Here is a 16,108-nt window from a genome sequence, read left to right as displayed (position 1 = left end):
TTCGTCTAGGCTGGCGCGGTGACTGATGAGCAGGAGCGGGTGCGGCCGTCGGGAGTCTGGGCCACGGCGGTGGGGGTGGCCAGGGTGCGGGCGCTGGAGACCGAGCGCGAGAACGCGCTGTTCCGCGACCCGCTGGCACAGGCCTTCGCCACCGCCGGCGGTCTGTGGCCCTCCTCGCCGCCGCTGCCCGACGACGAGGCCGCGCAACGCCGCCGGCTGGCCGTGTCGTTCTCCATCGTCATCAGGACGAAGTTCCTCGACGACCTGCTGCAGCAGGCCTCCGCGTCCGGGGTCCGGCAGGTCGTGCTGCTCGGCGCCGGCATGGACAGCCGGGCCTTCCGGATGGACTGGCCCGAGGGCACCCGGCTGTTCGAGGTCGACACCGCCGCGCCACTGGAGTTCAAGGCTTCGGTGCTGCGCCAGGAGCGGGCCGTCGCACGCTGCGAGCGGATCACCGTCGCGGTGGACCTGCGCGAGGACTGGCCACGTGCGCTGGCCGCCGCAGGGCACGACCCGGCGGTGCCGACCGCGTGGATCGCCGAAGGACTGCTGATCTATCTGCCCGAGGACGCGGTGGAGCTGCTGCTGGCCCGGATCAGTGCACAGTCGGCAGCAGGCAGTTGGATGGGGCTGACCTTGGGCTCGCGCGGCGTGATCGAGCGCTTCGGTGCGGACGCCGCCCCGGGATCGGCGGCGTCCATGTGGCTCTCGGAGACGCCTGACGACCCGGTGGGCTGGCTGGCCGGCCACGGCTGGGAGGCCGACAGCCACACCCTGCGCGAGCGCGCTGCCGCCTACGGCCGCCCGATCAGCACCCCGCCGCAGCACGAGGAGCGGCCCGGCGGACTGATCTCGGCGGTCCGCCGGTAGAGCGCGTACCGGTTCCCCAGATGAGCGATTCCAAGGGGACCGGCCTGATGAGGGGAGCCAGGTGCATGCGCGGCCGGCGGGTCGTGCGCGCACTCCCGTGCCGCGCCCGCGGGGATGGCCCCGACAACGGGGCCGCGACCCGCAGGGCCGCGATGTGCTCCTCGCGCCGGCGGGGATGGTCCCGCGATCACGCACGAGGGGCGGGGAGAGACGGCCGCGATGGCCTGTCAGCGCGTTCTGCCAGCATGCTGCCGTGACAGACACACGTGAGTTCCTGCGAGCACCGTGACCCGGCTGCGCCCCCAGGAGCGGTTGCCGAAGCCGCGCCTGCCGAGCCGGGGACGACGCGTGGGGGATGACAGACGCGGCAGCCGCTCACCGACCACCACTGCGTCGGTGCCCACCGCTCCCAGGACTGCATGCCCTGCTGTGACAGCACGGCCGCGTGGCCGAGCCCCACCGGGTGACGGGAATAGCCGGAGCCGCCATGTTGTATAACATTCAACTAAATGGCAGGCGGTCCCCCGGCCGCGCAGACAGCAAGGACGTCCCCATGGCCTCTCTCGTCGACGTGCGACGTGCCAACGAGCGCTTCCACACCCGCGCCGGCTGGCTCGACTCCCGGCACTCCTTCTCCTTCTCGCATCACTGGGACCCCAAGAACACCCACTTCGGGCTCCTGCTGGTCTCCAATGACGACGTCGTCGCCCCTGGCACCGGCTTCGAGACCCACCCCCACAGGGACATGGAGATCATCACCTGGGTCCTCGACGGCGGCCTCGTCCACCAGGACTCCGAAGGCCACAACGGAGTGATCTACCCCGGCCTCGCCCAGCGGATGAGCGCCGGCACCGGCATCCTCCACAGCGAGAAGAACGACTCCTGGACCCTCACGGGCGAGCCGGCCCACCAGAACCCGGTCCACTTCATCCAGATGTGGGTCATCCCCGACGAGGCCGGCATCAAGCCCGGCTACGAGCAGCTCGACATCAACGACGAACTCGCCCTCGGCGGCTGGACCACCCTCGCCTCCGGCATGCCGCAGCACGCCCACCAGCGCGCCATCGGCATCCGCCAGAGGCACGCCGCCCTGCACGTGGCTCGTATCCGCCCCGACGAGACCCTCCAGACCGTCACCGCTCCCTTCGCCCACCTCTTCGTCGCCCGCGGCGGAGCCGAACTGGAGGGCGCCGGAGCCCTGGCCACCGGCGACACGGTCCGGATCACCGGCGCGGAGGGTCGGCGCATCACCGCAGGCCCCGACGGCGCCGAGGTCCTGATGTGGGAGATGAACGCCGCCATCCCCGTCAGCTGACCACGCTGACACGCACGCCGCTCCGCAGAGCCGACCTGCACGGTCGATCACCGGCCGTGCAGGTCGCCGTTTCCAGGCGGGGAGCGCAGGTGGCAAGCGAGCGCCGACGGACGGGCGGCGACCGTAGGGCCCGCTGAGTGTGCACGCGTGCGGCGCGCCGCGCCTGCCTTGGTCATGCCCGTCGAATGTCGAAGGTGTGATCTGGACACCCGAGGCCGTCGGTGAGGCCGCACCTGCTCGCTTCGCCCAACGGCTGCACGAGCGGGCATGGAAGCTCGAGGGCGCGGTGCGCCGGCATTTCACCGCGCTCTCGTCCGGGGAACGGGGCTTCCTCATGAGCGCCGGACCGGTTCCTGTGAAGTTCAGGGACCAGGCAGGCACGCACAAGGGCGTGATCCCCGTGTCGGTGGGCGGTAGGCCGGGCGTATCCGCAACAAGACCCCTCAACAACGGCCCTCAACCGAAAGGCAATTGAGAGCACGGGTTGCGGCGCCGCGCGCGGACCCTGCGCTGTGCGCGGAACGCGGCTGCTCGCGGTGGTGGCGCCGAACCTGCCCGTCGGTGAACTTAGCGCTCAGAAAGGCCGGTTGTGCTCGTTGACATGCCGTCGGCACAGGCGTTTCACTCGACACTCGTGCATGGCAACGTTGTCAGGTCGTGAGAGCGACCGGAGCTGTTGCCTGTCGCCGGCGTTCCGGGGTCTTCGGCGTGTCGGCACCTGATGTGCGAAGCACTGACCGCTGCGGAGGCAACCGATGGTGAGACCCCGAGGTTTAGCTGCGCCACTCGACCGAAAGACATTCCGTCAACGCTTGGCCGTGGTCTGCGTCCTGGGCATGGCCGTCCTCCCGCTTCCGGCGATCGGGAGCGCCCATGCCGCGAGCGCCACGACGCCGGCCTTCGTGCAGGACCCGGCATCCCTCGTCAACCCCCTCATCGGCACCTCCGGTGCGGTGGACACCTTTCCCGGTCCCGACATGCCGGCCGGCATGGTGCAGTGGGGTCCCGACACCACGCCCCACCGCGCCGACGGTGGCGGATACGAGTACAAGGACAACAAGATCTCCGGCTTCAGCCTGACCCACCTTTCGGGACCCGGCTGCCCCGTCGCGGGGGACCTGCCCGTCCTGCCGGTGACCGGCGCGCTGTCGGGCAACCTCGGCAACACATCCGTCGGCTTCAGCCACCACGACGAGCGGGCCGGCATCGGGTACTACAAGGTCACCGACGCTGGCGGGGTCAAGACCGAGCTGACCGACACCACCCGCGCCGGCCTGGGCACCTTCACCTTCCCCGCGGGCCGGCAGGCGAACCTGTTGTTCAAGCTGAGCGGGGGCGCCACGCAGGTGGACGGAACCCGCGTCCAGGTCGTGAACCGCAAGGAGATCAGAGGCGCGATCGACAGCGGTCACTTCTGCGGCGCCAAGAACAGGTACACGCTGCACTTCGACGTCAAGTTCGACCAGCCGTTCACCGCGAGCGGCACCTGGGTCGGCAGCACCATCGATCCTGGTGCCACGTCGCTGAAGGCGGGCAAGATCCGGCCGACCTCGCCGGCCCGCAGGTCGGCCCCGCTGAGAGAAAAGCACTTCACCGTCCCGGCGAGGCCGTCCCCGACGATCCACGAGAGCGGTGACACGGCCTCCGGCACACCTTCCCCGAACCCGAACCCAACCCCGGGCCCGGGCGCGGTGTCCCGCTCGTCCACCGGCGGCAAGGTGGCCCAGCCCCCCACGACGGGCGCGAATGGCATGTATCTGACCTTCGACACCTCGTCGGACCCGACCGTGAGCGCGAAGGTCGGCATCTCGTACACGAGCGACGCAGGCGCGGCGGACAACCTCGCCACCGAGATCAGGAACTGGAACTTCGACGCCGTCGAGCAGGCGAACCACGACGCCTGGAACGCGGTGCTGAACAAGATCCGGATCGGCGGCGGGTCTCCTGACCAGCAGGTGCAGTTCTACACCGCGCTCTATCACGCGCTGCTGCACCCGAACGTCTTCTCGGACCACAACGGCCGGTACATGGGCATGGACAACCAGGTCCACAAGCTGACCAAGGGGCAGAGGGCCCAGTACGCCAACTACTCCGGCTGGGACACCTACCGTTCCCAGACCCAGCTGATGGCGATGGTCGAGCCCAAGGTCGCCGACGACGTGGTCACCTCGATGCTCAACGGCTACGACCAGACAGGCCTGCTGCCCAAGTGGGCCTCGAACAACGGCGAGAGCTACGTGATGGTCGGCGACCCGGCCGCCGGCATCATCGCCGGCGCCTACGCCTTCGGCGCGACCGGCTTCGACACGGACAAGGCGCTCGCCGCCCTGCAGCACGAGGCCACCGTCCCGAACAACGACCGCCCCGGCGAGCTGGTGCGAGACGCCAAGGGCTACCTCCCGCTGGACGAGAACGGCTACGGCTGCTGCAACTTCTACGGCCCGGTCTCCACGCAGCTGGAGTACGACTCCGCCGACTACGCCCTCGCCACCTTCGCGAAGTCGCTGGGCAATACGGCCGTCTACAAGAAGTTCGCCACCCGCGCCCAGGACTGGATGAACGTCTTCAACCCGCAGACCGGCTACCTGCAGGCCAAGAACAAGGACGGTCAGTTCGCGGGCGGTTTCACCCCGGGCACCTCCAACGGCTTCGTGGAGGGCACCTCCGCCCAGTACACGCCCATGGTCCCGTTCAACCTCGGACAGCTCATCCAGGCGCGCGGCGGTGCCAAGGCGTACTCGTCCTTCCTGGACAGCCTGCTCGACGACATCACCGACCCCGGCAACACCGACGCCGACCTGAGCAACGAGCCCAGCGTGGAGATCCCCTGGGAGTACGACTACACGGGCCGGCCGTGGAAGACCCAGAGGGCCGTCCGCGAGGCCCAGCAGAAGCTGTACTTCAACGCTCCCGTCGGTTCGTTCGGCAACGACGACCTCGGCGCGATGAGTTCTTGGTACGTCTGGTCCGAGCTCGGCATGTATCCGGAGACGCCGGGCGCGGACACCCTGGTGCTGGGCAGCCCGGTCTTTCCGGTGGCCGAGGTGGACTTCGGCAACGGCGGGACGGTGCGCATCAACGCGCCGCAGGCAGCGCCGAACGCGCCGTACGTGCAGTCGCTCCACGTCAAGGGCAAGGAGTGGAAGACCTCGTGGCTGACGTACCAGCAGCTCGAGGGCGCGGGCACGGTCGACTTCACCCTGGGCACCCGGCCCGACACGTCCTGGGCGTCGGGCCCGTCGGCGGTGCCGCCGTCGGACACCACGGGCGGCGACCGGGTGCTGGCCGCGACCGGTCCCTCCAGCGACGGCCTGGTGCTGCAGCCGGGTGCGTCCGGTGACGGCACGCTCGACGTGACCAACCTCGGCGCCAAGACCGTCACGGTCGACTGGAAGGCGACGGTACCCTCCGGCGTCACGCTGGACACGGTGTCCGGCTCCCTGACGGTGCCCGCCTCGGGCACCGCCGAGGCGAAGGTTCACGTGACGGCGGGCGACAACGAGGGCACGTTCCCGGTCACCTTCGCGTTGACCGACCACAGCACCGGTGCGGCGCTGAGCGGGGCGACCCTCCGCGTGGCCGTGGCCAAGCCCGGTGCGCTGTGGCCGTACGACACCAACGAGGGCGTCTACCCCGACGGTGCGAAGTTCTCGGGCGGCTTCGACGGCGGCGGTTGGGCACTCTCCCAGAACGCGCTGTCGGCGGCGGGCGTGACCAGCGGCTCCACCCTCACGGTCGACGGTGTTTCCTACAAGTGGCCTGCGGTGTCGTCCGGTCAGCTGGACAACCTGGAGATGGCCGGCCAGACCATCGCCATGCCGGCGGGCACGTCGGGCGCGTCGCTGGGTCTGCTGGGCGCGGCGACCGACGCGCCGACCGACGGCAGCGGGGTCTCGGGCACGGTGACCGTCACCTACACCGACGGCACCGCCTCGAAGGCGACGGTCGGCTTCTCGGACTGGACGCTCAACGGAGGGTCGAGCAAGCCGCTCGCGGGTGACACGACGGCCGTCACGACGGCTTACCGGAACACCGGAAGCGGGGGCCGGGACAACGTCAAGACCTACGTCTTCGCCACGAAGGTCCCGCTGGATCCCTCCAAGCAGGTGGCGTCGATCACGCTGCCGGTGACGGGCTCGTCGGGCACCGACCACCTGTTCACCTACGGCTTCGGCCAGTGAGAGGCATCGCACGACAGGCGCTCACCACGGCGGCCGGTTCCGGGGCGCGGCCCGGGAACCGGCCCGGCCGGGTGCGGTCTCCCGGCCGTGTCCGCCTGCGACTGTCCTAGGTGCACTGCCACTGGTTCCCCTGGCTTGGTGTGTCCGCCGATGTCCATCATCGTCCGGGCGCACGCCGGCGAACCGGCTGCCGCCACGGCGGGCAAACTCGCCCGCCGTGATGGCGCCGCCTACCTCACCGCCCGTTCTCCCTCGCCGTTGCACGGACCGTGGCCCAGGCACGCTCAGGGCAGGACTTGTGGTTCAGGGGTGAGCAGCCAAGCCTGCCGGCAGGTGGGGCCGGCACCCATCAAGTCGGCCTTGGAGTGCGAGGTTCAGGCAGTGGGATCGTCAAGGACCGCGTCGATGCGACCGAGGACGTGCGGCCAACCCTCACTCATCCCGTGGTAGGCATGCTTGCCCATGGGGGAGTCGAGGTCGAAGCCGGTGTGATCGAGCAGAAGACGGGTTCCCTCGCCCTCCGGCTCGAGACGCCAGGTGATGGTGGTGTCCAGCGATCCCTCCGCGAACCGGTAGGCGAGCAGACGCTCGGGCTCGACTGCGGTCACCTGGCATGGCTGGACGCCCCAGTCGCCCATGTCGAGGGTGAAACGGTGGCCGACGATCGGCTTGATGTCCCCCGGAACCCACCAGCGGGCGTGGAGTTCGGGATCGGTCAGTGCTTTCCAGACGCTGGCGGGCGGGTGGGCGAGGTACTGCTCGCTGTGGATCGCGGTGGGCTCAGTCATGGGTGTTCTCCTCGTCCAGTACGTCGGCCAGCGTTTGCAGTCGCTGCTTCCAGTAGTGCTCAAACGGATGCAGCCATTCGCCGACCTCGGCGAGCCTGGCCGGTTCCAGGTGGTAGAACCGTTGCCTGCCGCGGGGCTCCTCGCGTACCAGGCCGGCGGACCGCAGCACCGCCAGGTGTTCGGAGACCGCCGGGCGCCCCAGCTGAAAGAGACGGGCCAGATCGCCCGTGGCCCGCGGGCCGTCACGCAGGCTTTCCAGCAGCTTGCGGCGCACCGGACTCGCCAGCACGCCGAACACGTCGGTTGGCACGCCGCAACGATACGTCGGAGATTTCCGACGCGTCAACGGCTGGCCGGCATCGCGATCGCAGTCGAAAACGACTTACCGCCGGGTCTCCCGGCGAGCATCAGTCCGCGAGCAGCGCCGACAGCTGCGGGGAGTAGGTGGCGTGCAGCACCAGAGCCGCGCCGCCCACCACCGCGGCGTCCGTCCCGAGCGGAGACGCCTCGACCTGGACCACGCGGATCGCCCGGGACAGCGGTCGGGTGGCCAGGGCGGAGGCCACGGCGTCGACGAACCGGGACTCCACGTGCTGGATGCCGTGACCGCCGAGGACGATGAGGTCGACGTCGATGAAGTTCACGATGCTGACCGCCAGTGAGGCGACGTGTTCGGCGGCCTCGTCGATGACCGCGGCGGCCACGGGGTCGCCGGCCGCGGCGGCCAGCAGGATCGCCCGGTGGTCCACGGATGCCGGATCCTGCTCGAACGCTTGCGACAGCATCCCCCCGCCGGGCCCTGCGGCGAGCCTGCGGTGAACCTCGGCCACGATGGCGGAGGGGTTGACGAGCCTCTCCAGGCAGCCCCGGTTGCCGCAGTAGCACTCCGGGCCGTCGGGCAGCACCGACGAGTGGCCGAACTCCCCGGCGTTGAAGGAACCGCCCCTGTAGACCTGGTGGTTGAGGACCAGGCCGCCACCGACGCCGGTGCCGAAGAACAAGTAGGCGAAGTTCGCCACCCCCTTGCCCGCGCCGGACCAGCGCTCGCCGACGGCGGCAGCGGTGGCGTCGTTGTCCAGGGTCACCGGCAGGTCTGTGGCGTCGCTGAGCATCCTCTGCACCGGCACCCGGGTCCAGTGCGCGAGCTGGGGCGGCGCGACGACCATGCCGCGCTCCTGGTCGATGGGTCCCGGCGTGGCGAGGCCGAGACCGAGCACCTTGCCGCGCGGGACGCCGGCTTCGGCCAGTACGTCGGCGATCAGCTCGGCCATGGTCTTGACGACCTGGGAAGGCTCGGCCCCCAGGGGCGTCGGCTGCCTCTTGACGACCAGCGGCCGGCCCAGGAGGTCGACCACCGTGCAGGTGAGCTCGACGGGGTCGAAGTGCAGTCCGACCGCGTTGCCCGCGTCCGCGTTGAGCCTGAGGAGGGTGCGGGGTTTGCCTCCACTGGAGATCCGGCTGGCGCCGTCCTCACGCACGATGCCCTCGTCCAGAAGGCGGCGCACGATGCCGGAGACCGTCTGCGGGGTCAGGCCGGTGAGCTGGGCGATCTCCACGCGGCTGATGCCGTCGGCAAGCTGGATCTGGTCGAGTACAACGGCCTGGTTGTAGCGACCGACCTTGGGGAGATTCGTTCCTGCGCGCCGCACACCGGCCCTCTCTTCCTGCCCGGATAACCATACTGTCACAGCCGTTGACCTAGTAAAACAAATGGATTTACATTCCCGGCTGACAGTCCGGACGCGAAGCATCGCGCAGCGCCATCGGAGGCAAGCTGATGTCGAAGAACCGCCGTATACCCCGAGTCCCGGAGCCCGGCAGTGGCTACCACCTTCGCGGTGCGGAGCTCCGCCAGTGAGGCAGGTCGCGCCCCTGCTGGAAATGCGCTCGATCTCCAAGACCTTCCCCGGTGTCAAGGCACTCACCGACGTCAACCTGGTGGTACGGGAGGGGGAGATCCACGCGATCTGCGGAGAGAACGGCGCGGGCAAGTCCACCCTGATGAAGGTGCTGAGTGGCGTGCACCCGCACGGGAGTTACTCGGGTGAGATCGTCTACCGGGGCGAACAGGTGCGGTTCGGTGACATCCGGGCCAGCGAGCAGGCCGGCATCGTCATCATCCACCAGGAGCTCGCCCTGGTGCCCGGCATGTCGATCACCGAGAACATCTTCCTCGGCAACGAACCCCGCAGGCGTGGCGCCATCGACTGGCAGGCCGCCCAGCGCCGGGCCCTGGAGCTGATGGAGCGTGTCGGCCTCCGGGAGGACCCCGACACGCTGATCAAGGACATCGGCGTCGGCAAACAACAACTCGTGGAGATCGCCAAGGCCTTCGCGAAGGATGTGCAGCTGCTCATCCTCGACGAGCCGACCGCGGCACTCAACGAGGACGACTCCCGGCACCTGCTCGATCTGCTGCGCGGGTTCCGGGACCGGGGCATCACCTCGATCATCATCTCGCACAAGCTCAACGAGATCGAGGCGATCGCCGACACCATCACGATCCTGCGCGACGGCCGCACCATCGAGAGCCTTGACGTGAAAGCCGACGGCGTCAACGAGGACCGCATCGTGCGCGGCATGGTCGGCCGCGAGCTCAGCAGCCGGTTTCCCGAACACACTCCCGCGATCGGGGAGGTCTTCTTCGAGGTCCGTGACTGGACGGTGCGGCACCCGAGTTCCGACGAAAGGCTGGTGTGCAAGGGCGCGGACTTCCACGTGCGCCGCGGCGAGATCGTCGGCTTCGCCGGTCTCATGGGAGCCGGGCGCACCGAGCTTGCGATGAGCCTGTTCGGCCGGTCCTACGGCACCTGGCTGTCCGGCCGGGTCTTCAAGGACGGCAAGGAGATCCAGCTGAAGTCGGTGGCGGACGCCATCCGGCACGGCCTCGCCTACGTCAGTGAGGACCGCAAGTCGATCGGCCTCAACCTGCTGGACGACATCAAGACGTCCATGGTGGCCGCCAAACCGTCGAAGATCTCCAGGCGCGGCGTGATCGATCCGGTGCGCGAGCACCGCGTCGCCGAGGACTACCGCAAGAGCCTGCGGATCAAGACTCCCAGCGTCGACGAGCAGGTCGCGAAGCTCTCGGGCGGAAACCAGCAGAAGGTCGTCCTGGCGAAGTGGATGTTCACCGACCCGGACCTGCTGATCCTCGACGAGCCCACCCGCGGCATCGACGTGGGCGCCAAGTACGAGATCTACGGGATCATCCAGCGGCTCGTCGGCCAGGGCAAGGGCGTCGTCGTCATCTCCTCGGAGCTGCCCGAGCTGATAGGGCTGTGCGACCGCATCTACACGGTGTTCGAAGGCTCGATCACCGGTGAAGTGACACGCCGCGACGCCGATCCGGAACTGCTGATGAAGAAGATGACCGCCAAGAAGAAGAGCCCTGCCTCATGAGCCGCGTACAAGACCTGCAGAAGAACCTCTTCGGAGGCACCACCTCCAACGTCCGCCAGTTCGGCATGATCTTCACGCTCGTGGCGATCGTCCTGCTGTTCCAGGCGTGGACCGGCGGCCTCACCCTCACCTCCGGCAACCTCATCGCGGTGGTCAGCCAGTACTCCTACATCCTGATCCTCGCCATCGGCATGCTGATGGTGATCGTCGCGGGGCACATCGACCTCTCGGTCGGTTCGGTCGCGGCGTTCACCGGCATCGTGGTCGCCAAGGTGATGCAGGAGCACTCGCTCCCATGGCCCCTCGGCATCGCGCTCGGCCTCCTCGTGGGTGCGCTGATCGGCGCGTGGCAGGGGTTCTGGGTCGCGTACGTGGGAGTGCCCGCGTTCATCGTCACCCTCGCCGGGATGATGCTCTTCCGGGGCGGCAACCAGTACATCGGCAACGCCGACACGGTGCCGGTCCCCGAGGGTTTCCGCACGATCGGCGCGGGCTACCTGCCCGAGGTCGGTCCGGACACCGGGTACAACAACCTGACCCTGCTGCTCGGTCTGGCCGCCTGCGCAGGCATGGTGTGGCGCGAGTGGAGGGCGCGGCAGACCCGGCGGGAGATGAACGCGGATGTGGCGCCGATCTGGGTCACGGTGATCCGCCTGGCGGTGATGCTGGCCGTCATCGTCTTCGCGACCCTGCGCTTCGCCGGCGGTCGCGTCGGCACCAGCCTGCCCATCTCCGGCATCATCCTGATCGCCCTGGTGCTCGCATACTCGTTCTACACCCGCAACACCGTCGGCGGCCGCCGCATCTACGCCGTCGGCGGCAACGCCCGCGCGGCCGAACTGTCGGGTGTGAAGCTCAAGCGGGTCAACTTCTTCGTCATGATGAACATGTCGGTACTGGCCGCTCTGGCCGGCATGATCTTCGTGGCGCGGTCCGCGGCCTCCGGACCACAGGACGGCCTGAGCTGGGAGCTCGACGCCATCGCCGCGGTCTTCATCGGCGGCGCGGCCGTCTCCGGCGGCCTCGGCACCATCAGCGGCTCGATCGTCGGCGGCCTCGTCATGGCTCTCCTCAACAACGGGCTGCAACTGGAGGGCGTCGGTTCCGACATGGTCCAGGTCATCAAGGGCCTGGTCCTTCTCCTCGCCGTAGCGTTCGACGTCTACAGCAAGAGCCAGGGCCGCTTCTCGATCACCGGAACGCTGATGCGTCCGTTCCGCCGGGAGCAACCGGACGCGCCGACGGCCCCGCCGGGCGCGGCATCCGAGCCCGGCAAGGCACCGATTGCGGGCTGACCGCGCGTTCCTGCTCGTGGCCCGGCTGTCGGGCCTGCTCCTCAGCGCCGACTCCACGGCGTACCACTCTCCGGCACCATCGCAAGAAGGGCATCACTCACCATGCGCAAAGTCATCACCAGGGGCATCGCCGCGGTCGGCACCATGGCCCTGCTCACCGCACTGGGTACGGCGTGCTCCCACGACCGCGAGGGCTCGACGGGCAAGGACGGCGCCGCCGCCAAGGGCTTCGCATCGAATTCCCTCATCGGTGTCGCCCTGCCTGCGAAGACCTCGGAGAACTGGGTGCTCGCCGGCGACCTGTTCACCAACGGCCTGAAGAAGGCGGGCTTCAAGGCGGACGTGCAGTACGCGGGTGCCTCGACCACCGTCGCGGACCAGCAGGCGCAGATCTCCTCCATGATCACCAAGGGGGCGAAGGTGATCGTCGTGGGCGCGACCGACGCCTCGCAGCTCTCCACCCAGGTGGCGCAGGCGAAGCAGGCGGGCGCCGCCGTCATCGCCTACGACCGGCTCATCACCAACACCCCTGACGTCGACTACTACGTCGCGTTCGACAACTTCAAGGTCGGCAAGCTGCAGGGACAGGCCCTCATCGACGGCATGAAGGCGAAGAAGCCGAAGGGGCCGTGGACCATCGAGCTGTTCTCCGGATCACCGGACGACAACAACTCAAAGGTCTTCTTCGACGGCGCGATGAGCGTGCTCAAGCCCCTCATCGACAAGGGTGACATCGTTGTCGGTTCCGGTCAGAAGGACATCAAGCAGACCGCCATCCAGGGCTGGAAGGCCGAGAACGCACAGCAGCGGATGGACTCGCTGCTGACCTCCACCTACGGCGGGGCGAAAAAGCTCGACGGCGTCCTGTCGCCGAACGACACCCTCGCCCGCGCGATCATCACCTCGCTGAAGGGCGCCGGCAAGCCGGTCCCCGTCGTCACGGGTCAGGACTCCGAGGTCGAGTCCGTGAAGTCGATCATGGCCGGTGAGCAGTACTCGACCATCAACAAGGACACACGCAAGCTCGTCGCCGAGACCATCGGCATGGTCGAGGCCCTCCAGAAGGGCGACAAGCCGAAGATCAACGACACCAAGTCGTACAACAACGGCTCCAAGGTCGTCCCCGCCTACCTCCTGACGCCCGTCATCGTGACCAAGAAGAACGCGGCCGAGGCGTACGCCAACGACCCGAAGCTGGCGCCTCTGACCAAGTAGGGAGTTCCGGCCCGTGCCTGCACGTGCGCAAGGCGACCCTTCGGGGCACGTGCAGGCACATGGGCCTGGCTGAGATGGACAGCAACCGACGGCCTTCTGACTGAGCGGTGGGCCTGCTCAGGGCCCCTGACGTTTCGTTACGCTCAGCGACTGCGGTCGGTGGCTGCTGCCGTGGCCGCAGGCGCGCCGGGAGTGCAGGGCAGCACCCGGCCACGGTCCCTCGCCGTGACTACGGGTGCAGCTTCTCGCCCTTCGCCAGCATCGCTACGTACTTTTCGATCCGGCGCGCCCGGGTCTCGGCCTTCTTGGCGTCTTGGATCCGGTACAGGATCGCGTAGCGGTTCTGCCGGTCCAGTGTCTCGAAGAACTCCGCCGCGGCCGGGTCGGCGGTCAGGGCAGCCGTGAGGTCGTCCGGCACCGTGGCGGTCTTCGCGCCGTCGTAGGCCGCTTCCCAGCGGCCGTCCGCCTTGGCGCGGTCGACCTCGGCCTGTCCCGGCGGATGCATCCGGCCCTGCTCGATCAGGGCGGCCACCTTGTCCCGGTTGGCCTTGGACCACTTGCTGCGCGGCTTGCGGGGGGTGAACCGCTGGAGCCACCACTGGTCGTCGAACTTTGCCTTCTGGCCGTCGATCCAGCCGTAGCAGAGTGCCACGTCGAGCGCCTGGGTGTAGTCCAGCGCGGGGTTTCCGGGGCCCTTCTTGCGAAGCTTGAGCCAGATGCCGGGCGAGACGGCGTGGTTCTCGCCGAGCCATGCCTGGAATGCCTCGGCGGATTCGAATGCGACGATCTCCAACTCCTGAGTCACCCCAGCAGCGAACCACACTCGGCCGATTGTCATGAGGCATTCGGTACGGCCCGGGATCGGGATGCCCGCGGGCAACGCCAGGAGCGATGGGATCGACCGCGTGATCAAGCTCGTCGCCCGCAACGCGTTCGGCGCTTCCCCGCCCCCGCCAACCAACGCCTACGCACACGCTGAGTCACCACCCGCCGAGCCCGCGGACACCTCTGCACCGCTCAACTTTGACGACCCCGATCAGTCGCCCCGTTTATATGCGGGCAGAGGTGTCTACTCAACCGGTGGCTCAGCGGAGCAGAAGGTGGAGTTCCTCCATGGCGGATCCTCTTCGTCAATGGTGTCTTCACGCACCCAGGCAGGAAAAAGTACGGCAATGCAATCGAGGCGGCAGAATGGCGAATCACATCTGGACGGTGGGGCATTCGACACGCGACTTCGACGAGATGTTGACGATGTTGCGCAACAATGAGATAACCCACTTGGTCGACGTTCGCTCGTTCCCTTCATCGCGCAAGTTCCCGCAATGGAATCAATCCGCGATCACCGAGGAGCTGCCTCCTGATATCGACTACCGGTGGATCCCGAAACTCGGCGGCCGACGGCACACCCCGAAGGGAGTACCGAGTGCGAACGGCGCTTGGGAGGTCAAGGCCTTCCGTGACTACGCCGACTACATGGCGAGCGATGAGTTCAGTGAAGGGCTGACCGAGTTGCTGGAACTCGCCGGCCACGGACGGCCGGTGATCATGTGCAGCGAGGCGGTTCCATGGCGCTGTCACCGCAGACTGATCGCCGACGCGCTGATCGTCGCGGGCGCGGAGGTAGTGCACATCGTCTCGGCCACGACGGCAAAGCCGGCAACCTTGAACCGGCACGCCCACGTCCAGGACGGGCATCTGACCTACCCGCCCCCTGCCGCCGATACGACATGAAGCGTCCAGGAGAGGTGGTCGATCGTGAAGGCCTCGTGTTTCTGGCCGCACCGGTGACCGCCGGCGTACCGGCGGCGGAGAGGTGGGCGGGACTCGCGACACCGTTGCAGTGGGGTCAGACGTCATTACCTGGGCGGTAATCGCGTGACAGGGCCGGACGCGGCAGGGTGAAGCCATCGGGTTCCGGGCCGGCGCACTCCGGCCCGGGGCCCGGCCCAACGGGCCTGAAGGACAGGCCGCTACACAGGAACGGGAGTCCCGCCATGCCGAACTACGCTGCCGCCGTCGCCCGCTACTTCGAGGCGTGGAACGCCACCGACGCCGACACGCTCCCCAAGGCGGTCGCCGCCGCGTGGTCCGAGGACGGCACCTACACGGACCCGCTGGCGGACGTCCGCGGCCACGACCAGATCACCGCGGTCATCCAGGCGGCCCATGAGCAGTTCCCCGGCTTCGAGTTCAAGCTGGCCGGTGACGTGGACGGCCACCACGACATCGCCCGCTTCAGCTGGGAGCTGGTGTCCACCGCCGACGGCTCGGCCCCGGTCGCCGGCTCGGACGTGGTCACCCTGGCCGAGGACGGCCGGATCACCGCGGTCCTCGGCTTCCTCGACCGGCTCCCGCAAGCCTGACACCGTCAAGCCGCGCCCCCGACTCAGCAAGCCCGGGCAGGCCCGGCCCCGCACAGCTCAGTGCCTCGAGGCCGTGATGCCCGCGAGGCACTGACCGCGTCGCATGCGGCGCGCCCCTCGGATCGCCTTTCGCGCCCTACGAGGGCCGCGAGGCGAAAACGGTCGGCTCGCTGACCGCGGCCACGTCCGTCGAGAACGTCGGGATACGGCCGGGGAAAGTCCTGGCGGGCTCCCCGGCGCGCCAGGAGGGGCCCGTGAGCCGGGCAGGCAAGGTCGGGCCCCTCCTCCGCGCACGCGTCCACCGGGGGATTGCACGCGTGCCGTGCTCAACGCCTGAGGGTGCGGGAAGGTCACGCCGCCTCCTGGGTGTGCGACCGAGTCGCCGTCGCGACCCACCCCGAGGGTGCGACCCACGTCCCCTGCGGGCCGGGACCCCGCAGCCCGTCCCGCGCCCCTGGGAACAGCGTGGAGCCCGAGTGGCTGCGACCGCTGTCGGGCCGCCCGGATCGCTGAACCTGCCTCCTTGAGGCAGCGCTTCCGCAGGCCGCCGGATACCGTCGATCGTGCTCTGCCGTGACATGGCGGCGGGGCTGGGGGCGGCCCTTTGCCGAGCGCCCTGGTAGGGGCCGCCCCGACAGCCCGGCCGCGCGAGCTCGGCACCCGCCGGACAGCACCGTCC

13 protein-coding genes are annotated in these 16,108 nt (G+C 68.8%); 9 read left to right on the top strand and 4 right to left on the bottom strand.

All coding sequences use genetic code 11. The annotated features are described in order from the left end of the window. The first annotated feature begins 18 nt into the window (after nucleotides 1-18). The 4 genes from AQJ66_RS25345 (at nucleotide 19) to AQJ66_RS25335 (ending at nucleotide 6,366) form a co-directional block, all read left to right on the top strand. Complete coding sequence (locus tag AQJ66_RS25345; RefSeq protein WP_061926601.1) at nucleotides 19-870, top strand: class I SAM-dependent methyltransferase; 852 nt, start codon at nucleotides 19-21, stop codon at nucleotides 868-870. A 553-nt stretch (nucleotides 871-1,423) separates the two neighbouring features. Beyond that, nucleotides 1,424-2,185: a pirin family protein gene (locus AQJ66_RS25340; RefSeq protein WP_061926599.1), complete on the top strand. Its 762-nt coding sequence runs from the start codon at nucleotides 1,424-1,426 to the stop codon at nucleotides 2,183-2,185. A gap of 196 nt (nucleotides 2,186-2,381) precedes the next feature. Next, on the top strand, nucleotides 2,382-2,660 hold the full coding sequence (locus tag AQJ66_RS39045) for a hypothetical protein (protein ID WP_159052637.1): 279 nt from the start codon (nucleotides 2,382-2,384) through the stop codon (nucleotides 2,658-2,660). Nucleotides 2,661-3,003: 343 nt separating this feature from the next. Beyond that, nucleotides 3,004-6,366 (top strand): GH92 family glycosyl hydrolase, encoded by a 3,363-nt coding sequence (locus tag AQJ66_RS25335; protein ID WP_244162935.1) that lies wholly within the window; start codon nucleotides 3,004-3,006, stop codon nucleotides 6,364-6,366. Nucleotides 6,367-6,740: 374 nt separating this feature from the next. Here AQJ66_RS25335 and AQJ66_RS25330 read toward each other — a convergent pair whose 3' ends face one another. The 3 genes from AQJ66_RS25330 to AQJ66_RS25320 form a co-directional block, all read right to left on the bottom strand. After that, nucleotides 6,741-7,154 carry an SRPBCC family protein gene (locus AQJ66_RS25330; RefSeq protein ID WP_061926595.1) on the bottom strand — a complete coding sequence of 138 codons (414 nt, stop codon included), beginning with the start codon at nucleotides 7,152-7,154 and terminating at the stop codon, nucleotides 6,741-6,743. Then, nucleotides 7,147-7,464, bottom strand: coding sequence for an ArsR/SmtB family transcription factor (locus AQJ66_RS25325; protein WP_061926593.1), 318 nt, complete (start codon nucleotides 7,462-7,464; stop codon nucleotides 7,147-7,149). The genes AQJ66_RS25330 and AQJ66_RS25325 overlap by 8 nt, the downstream gene beginning before the upstream one ends. A gap of 97 nt (nucleotides 7,465-7,561) precedes the next feature. After that, entirely contained in the window at nucleotides 7,562-8,803 is a 1,242-nt protein-coding gene (locus tag AQJ66_RS25320) for an ROK family transcriptional regulator (RefSeq protein WP_061926591.1), read from the bottom strand. A gap of 232 nt (nucleotides 8,804-9,035) precedes the next feature. Between AQJ66_RS25320 and mmsA the strand changes: the two genes are divergently transcribed. The 3 genes from mmsA to AQJ66_RS25305 all read left to right on the top strand — a co-directional run bounded on the left by mmsA (nucleotide 9,036) and on the right by AQJ66_RS25305 (nucleotide 13,066). After that, on the top strand, nucleotides 9,036-10,556 hold the full coding sequence (gene mmsA, locus AQJ66_RS25315; RefSeq protein ID WP_061926669.1) for a multiple monosaccharide ABC transporter ATP-binding protein: 1,521 nt from the start codon (nucleotides 9,036-9,038) through the stop codon (nucleotides 10,554-10,556). Then, nucleotides 10,553-11,851 carry a multiple monosaccharide ABC transporter permease gene (mmsB, locus tag AQJ66_RS25310; RefSeq protein WP_061926589.1) on the top strand — a complete coding sequence of 433 codons (1,299 nt, stop codon included), beginning with the start codon at nucleotides 10,553-10,555 and terminating at the stop codon, nucleotides 11,849-11,851. The genes mmsA and mmsB overlap by 4 nt, the downstream gene beginning before the upstream one ends. 102 nt (nucleotides 11,852-11,953) lie before the next feature. Then, nucleotides 11,954-13,066: a substrate-binding domain-containing protein gene (locus AQJ66_RS25305; protein ID WP_061926587.1), complete on the top strand. Its 1,113-nt coding sequence runs from the start codon at nucleotides 11,954-11,956 to the stop codon at nucleotides 13,064-13,066. Between the two features lie 229 nt (nucleotides 13,067-13,295). On the opposite strand, the gene AQJ66_RS25300 is transcribed toward AQJ66_RS25305, so the two are convergent. Next, entirely contained in the window at nucleotides 13,296-13,904 is a 609-nt protein-coding gene (locus AQJ66_RS25300; protein WP_208611451.1) for a YdeI/OmpD-associated family protein, read from the bottom strand. 353 nt (nucleotides 13,905-14,257) lie between these two features. On the opposite strand from AQJ66_RS25300, the gene AQJ66_RS25295 reads away from it, so the two are divergent. Then, the gene (locus tag AQJ66_RS25295; protein WP_061926584.1) at nucleotides 14,258-14,797 is read left to right on the top strand and encodes a DUF488 domain-containing protein; all 540 of its coding nucleotides are present in this window, start codon (nucleotides 14,258-14,260) and stop codon (nucleotides 14,795-14,797) included. Between the two features lie 263 nt (nucleotides 14,798-15,060). Beyond that, on the top strand, nucleotides 15,061-15,429 hold the full coding sequence (locus tag AQJ66_RS25290) for a nuclear transport factor 2 family protein (RefSeq protein WP_061926582.1): 369 nt from the start codon (nucleotides 15,061-15,063) through the stop codon (nucleotides 15,427-15,429). Nucleotides 15,430-16,108: the final 679 nt, after the last annotated feature.

Origin of the sequence: Streptomyces bungoensis (assembly GCF_001514215.1) — a bacterium.
GTDB classification, from domain to species: Bacteria; Actinomycetota; Actinomycetes; order Streptomycetales; family Streptomycetaceae; genus Streptomyces; species Streptomyces bungoensis.
Note: the sequence above shows the minus strand (reverse complement) of the source record. Positions and strands in the feature narration are given on the sequence as shown.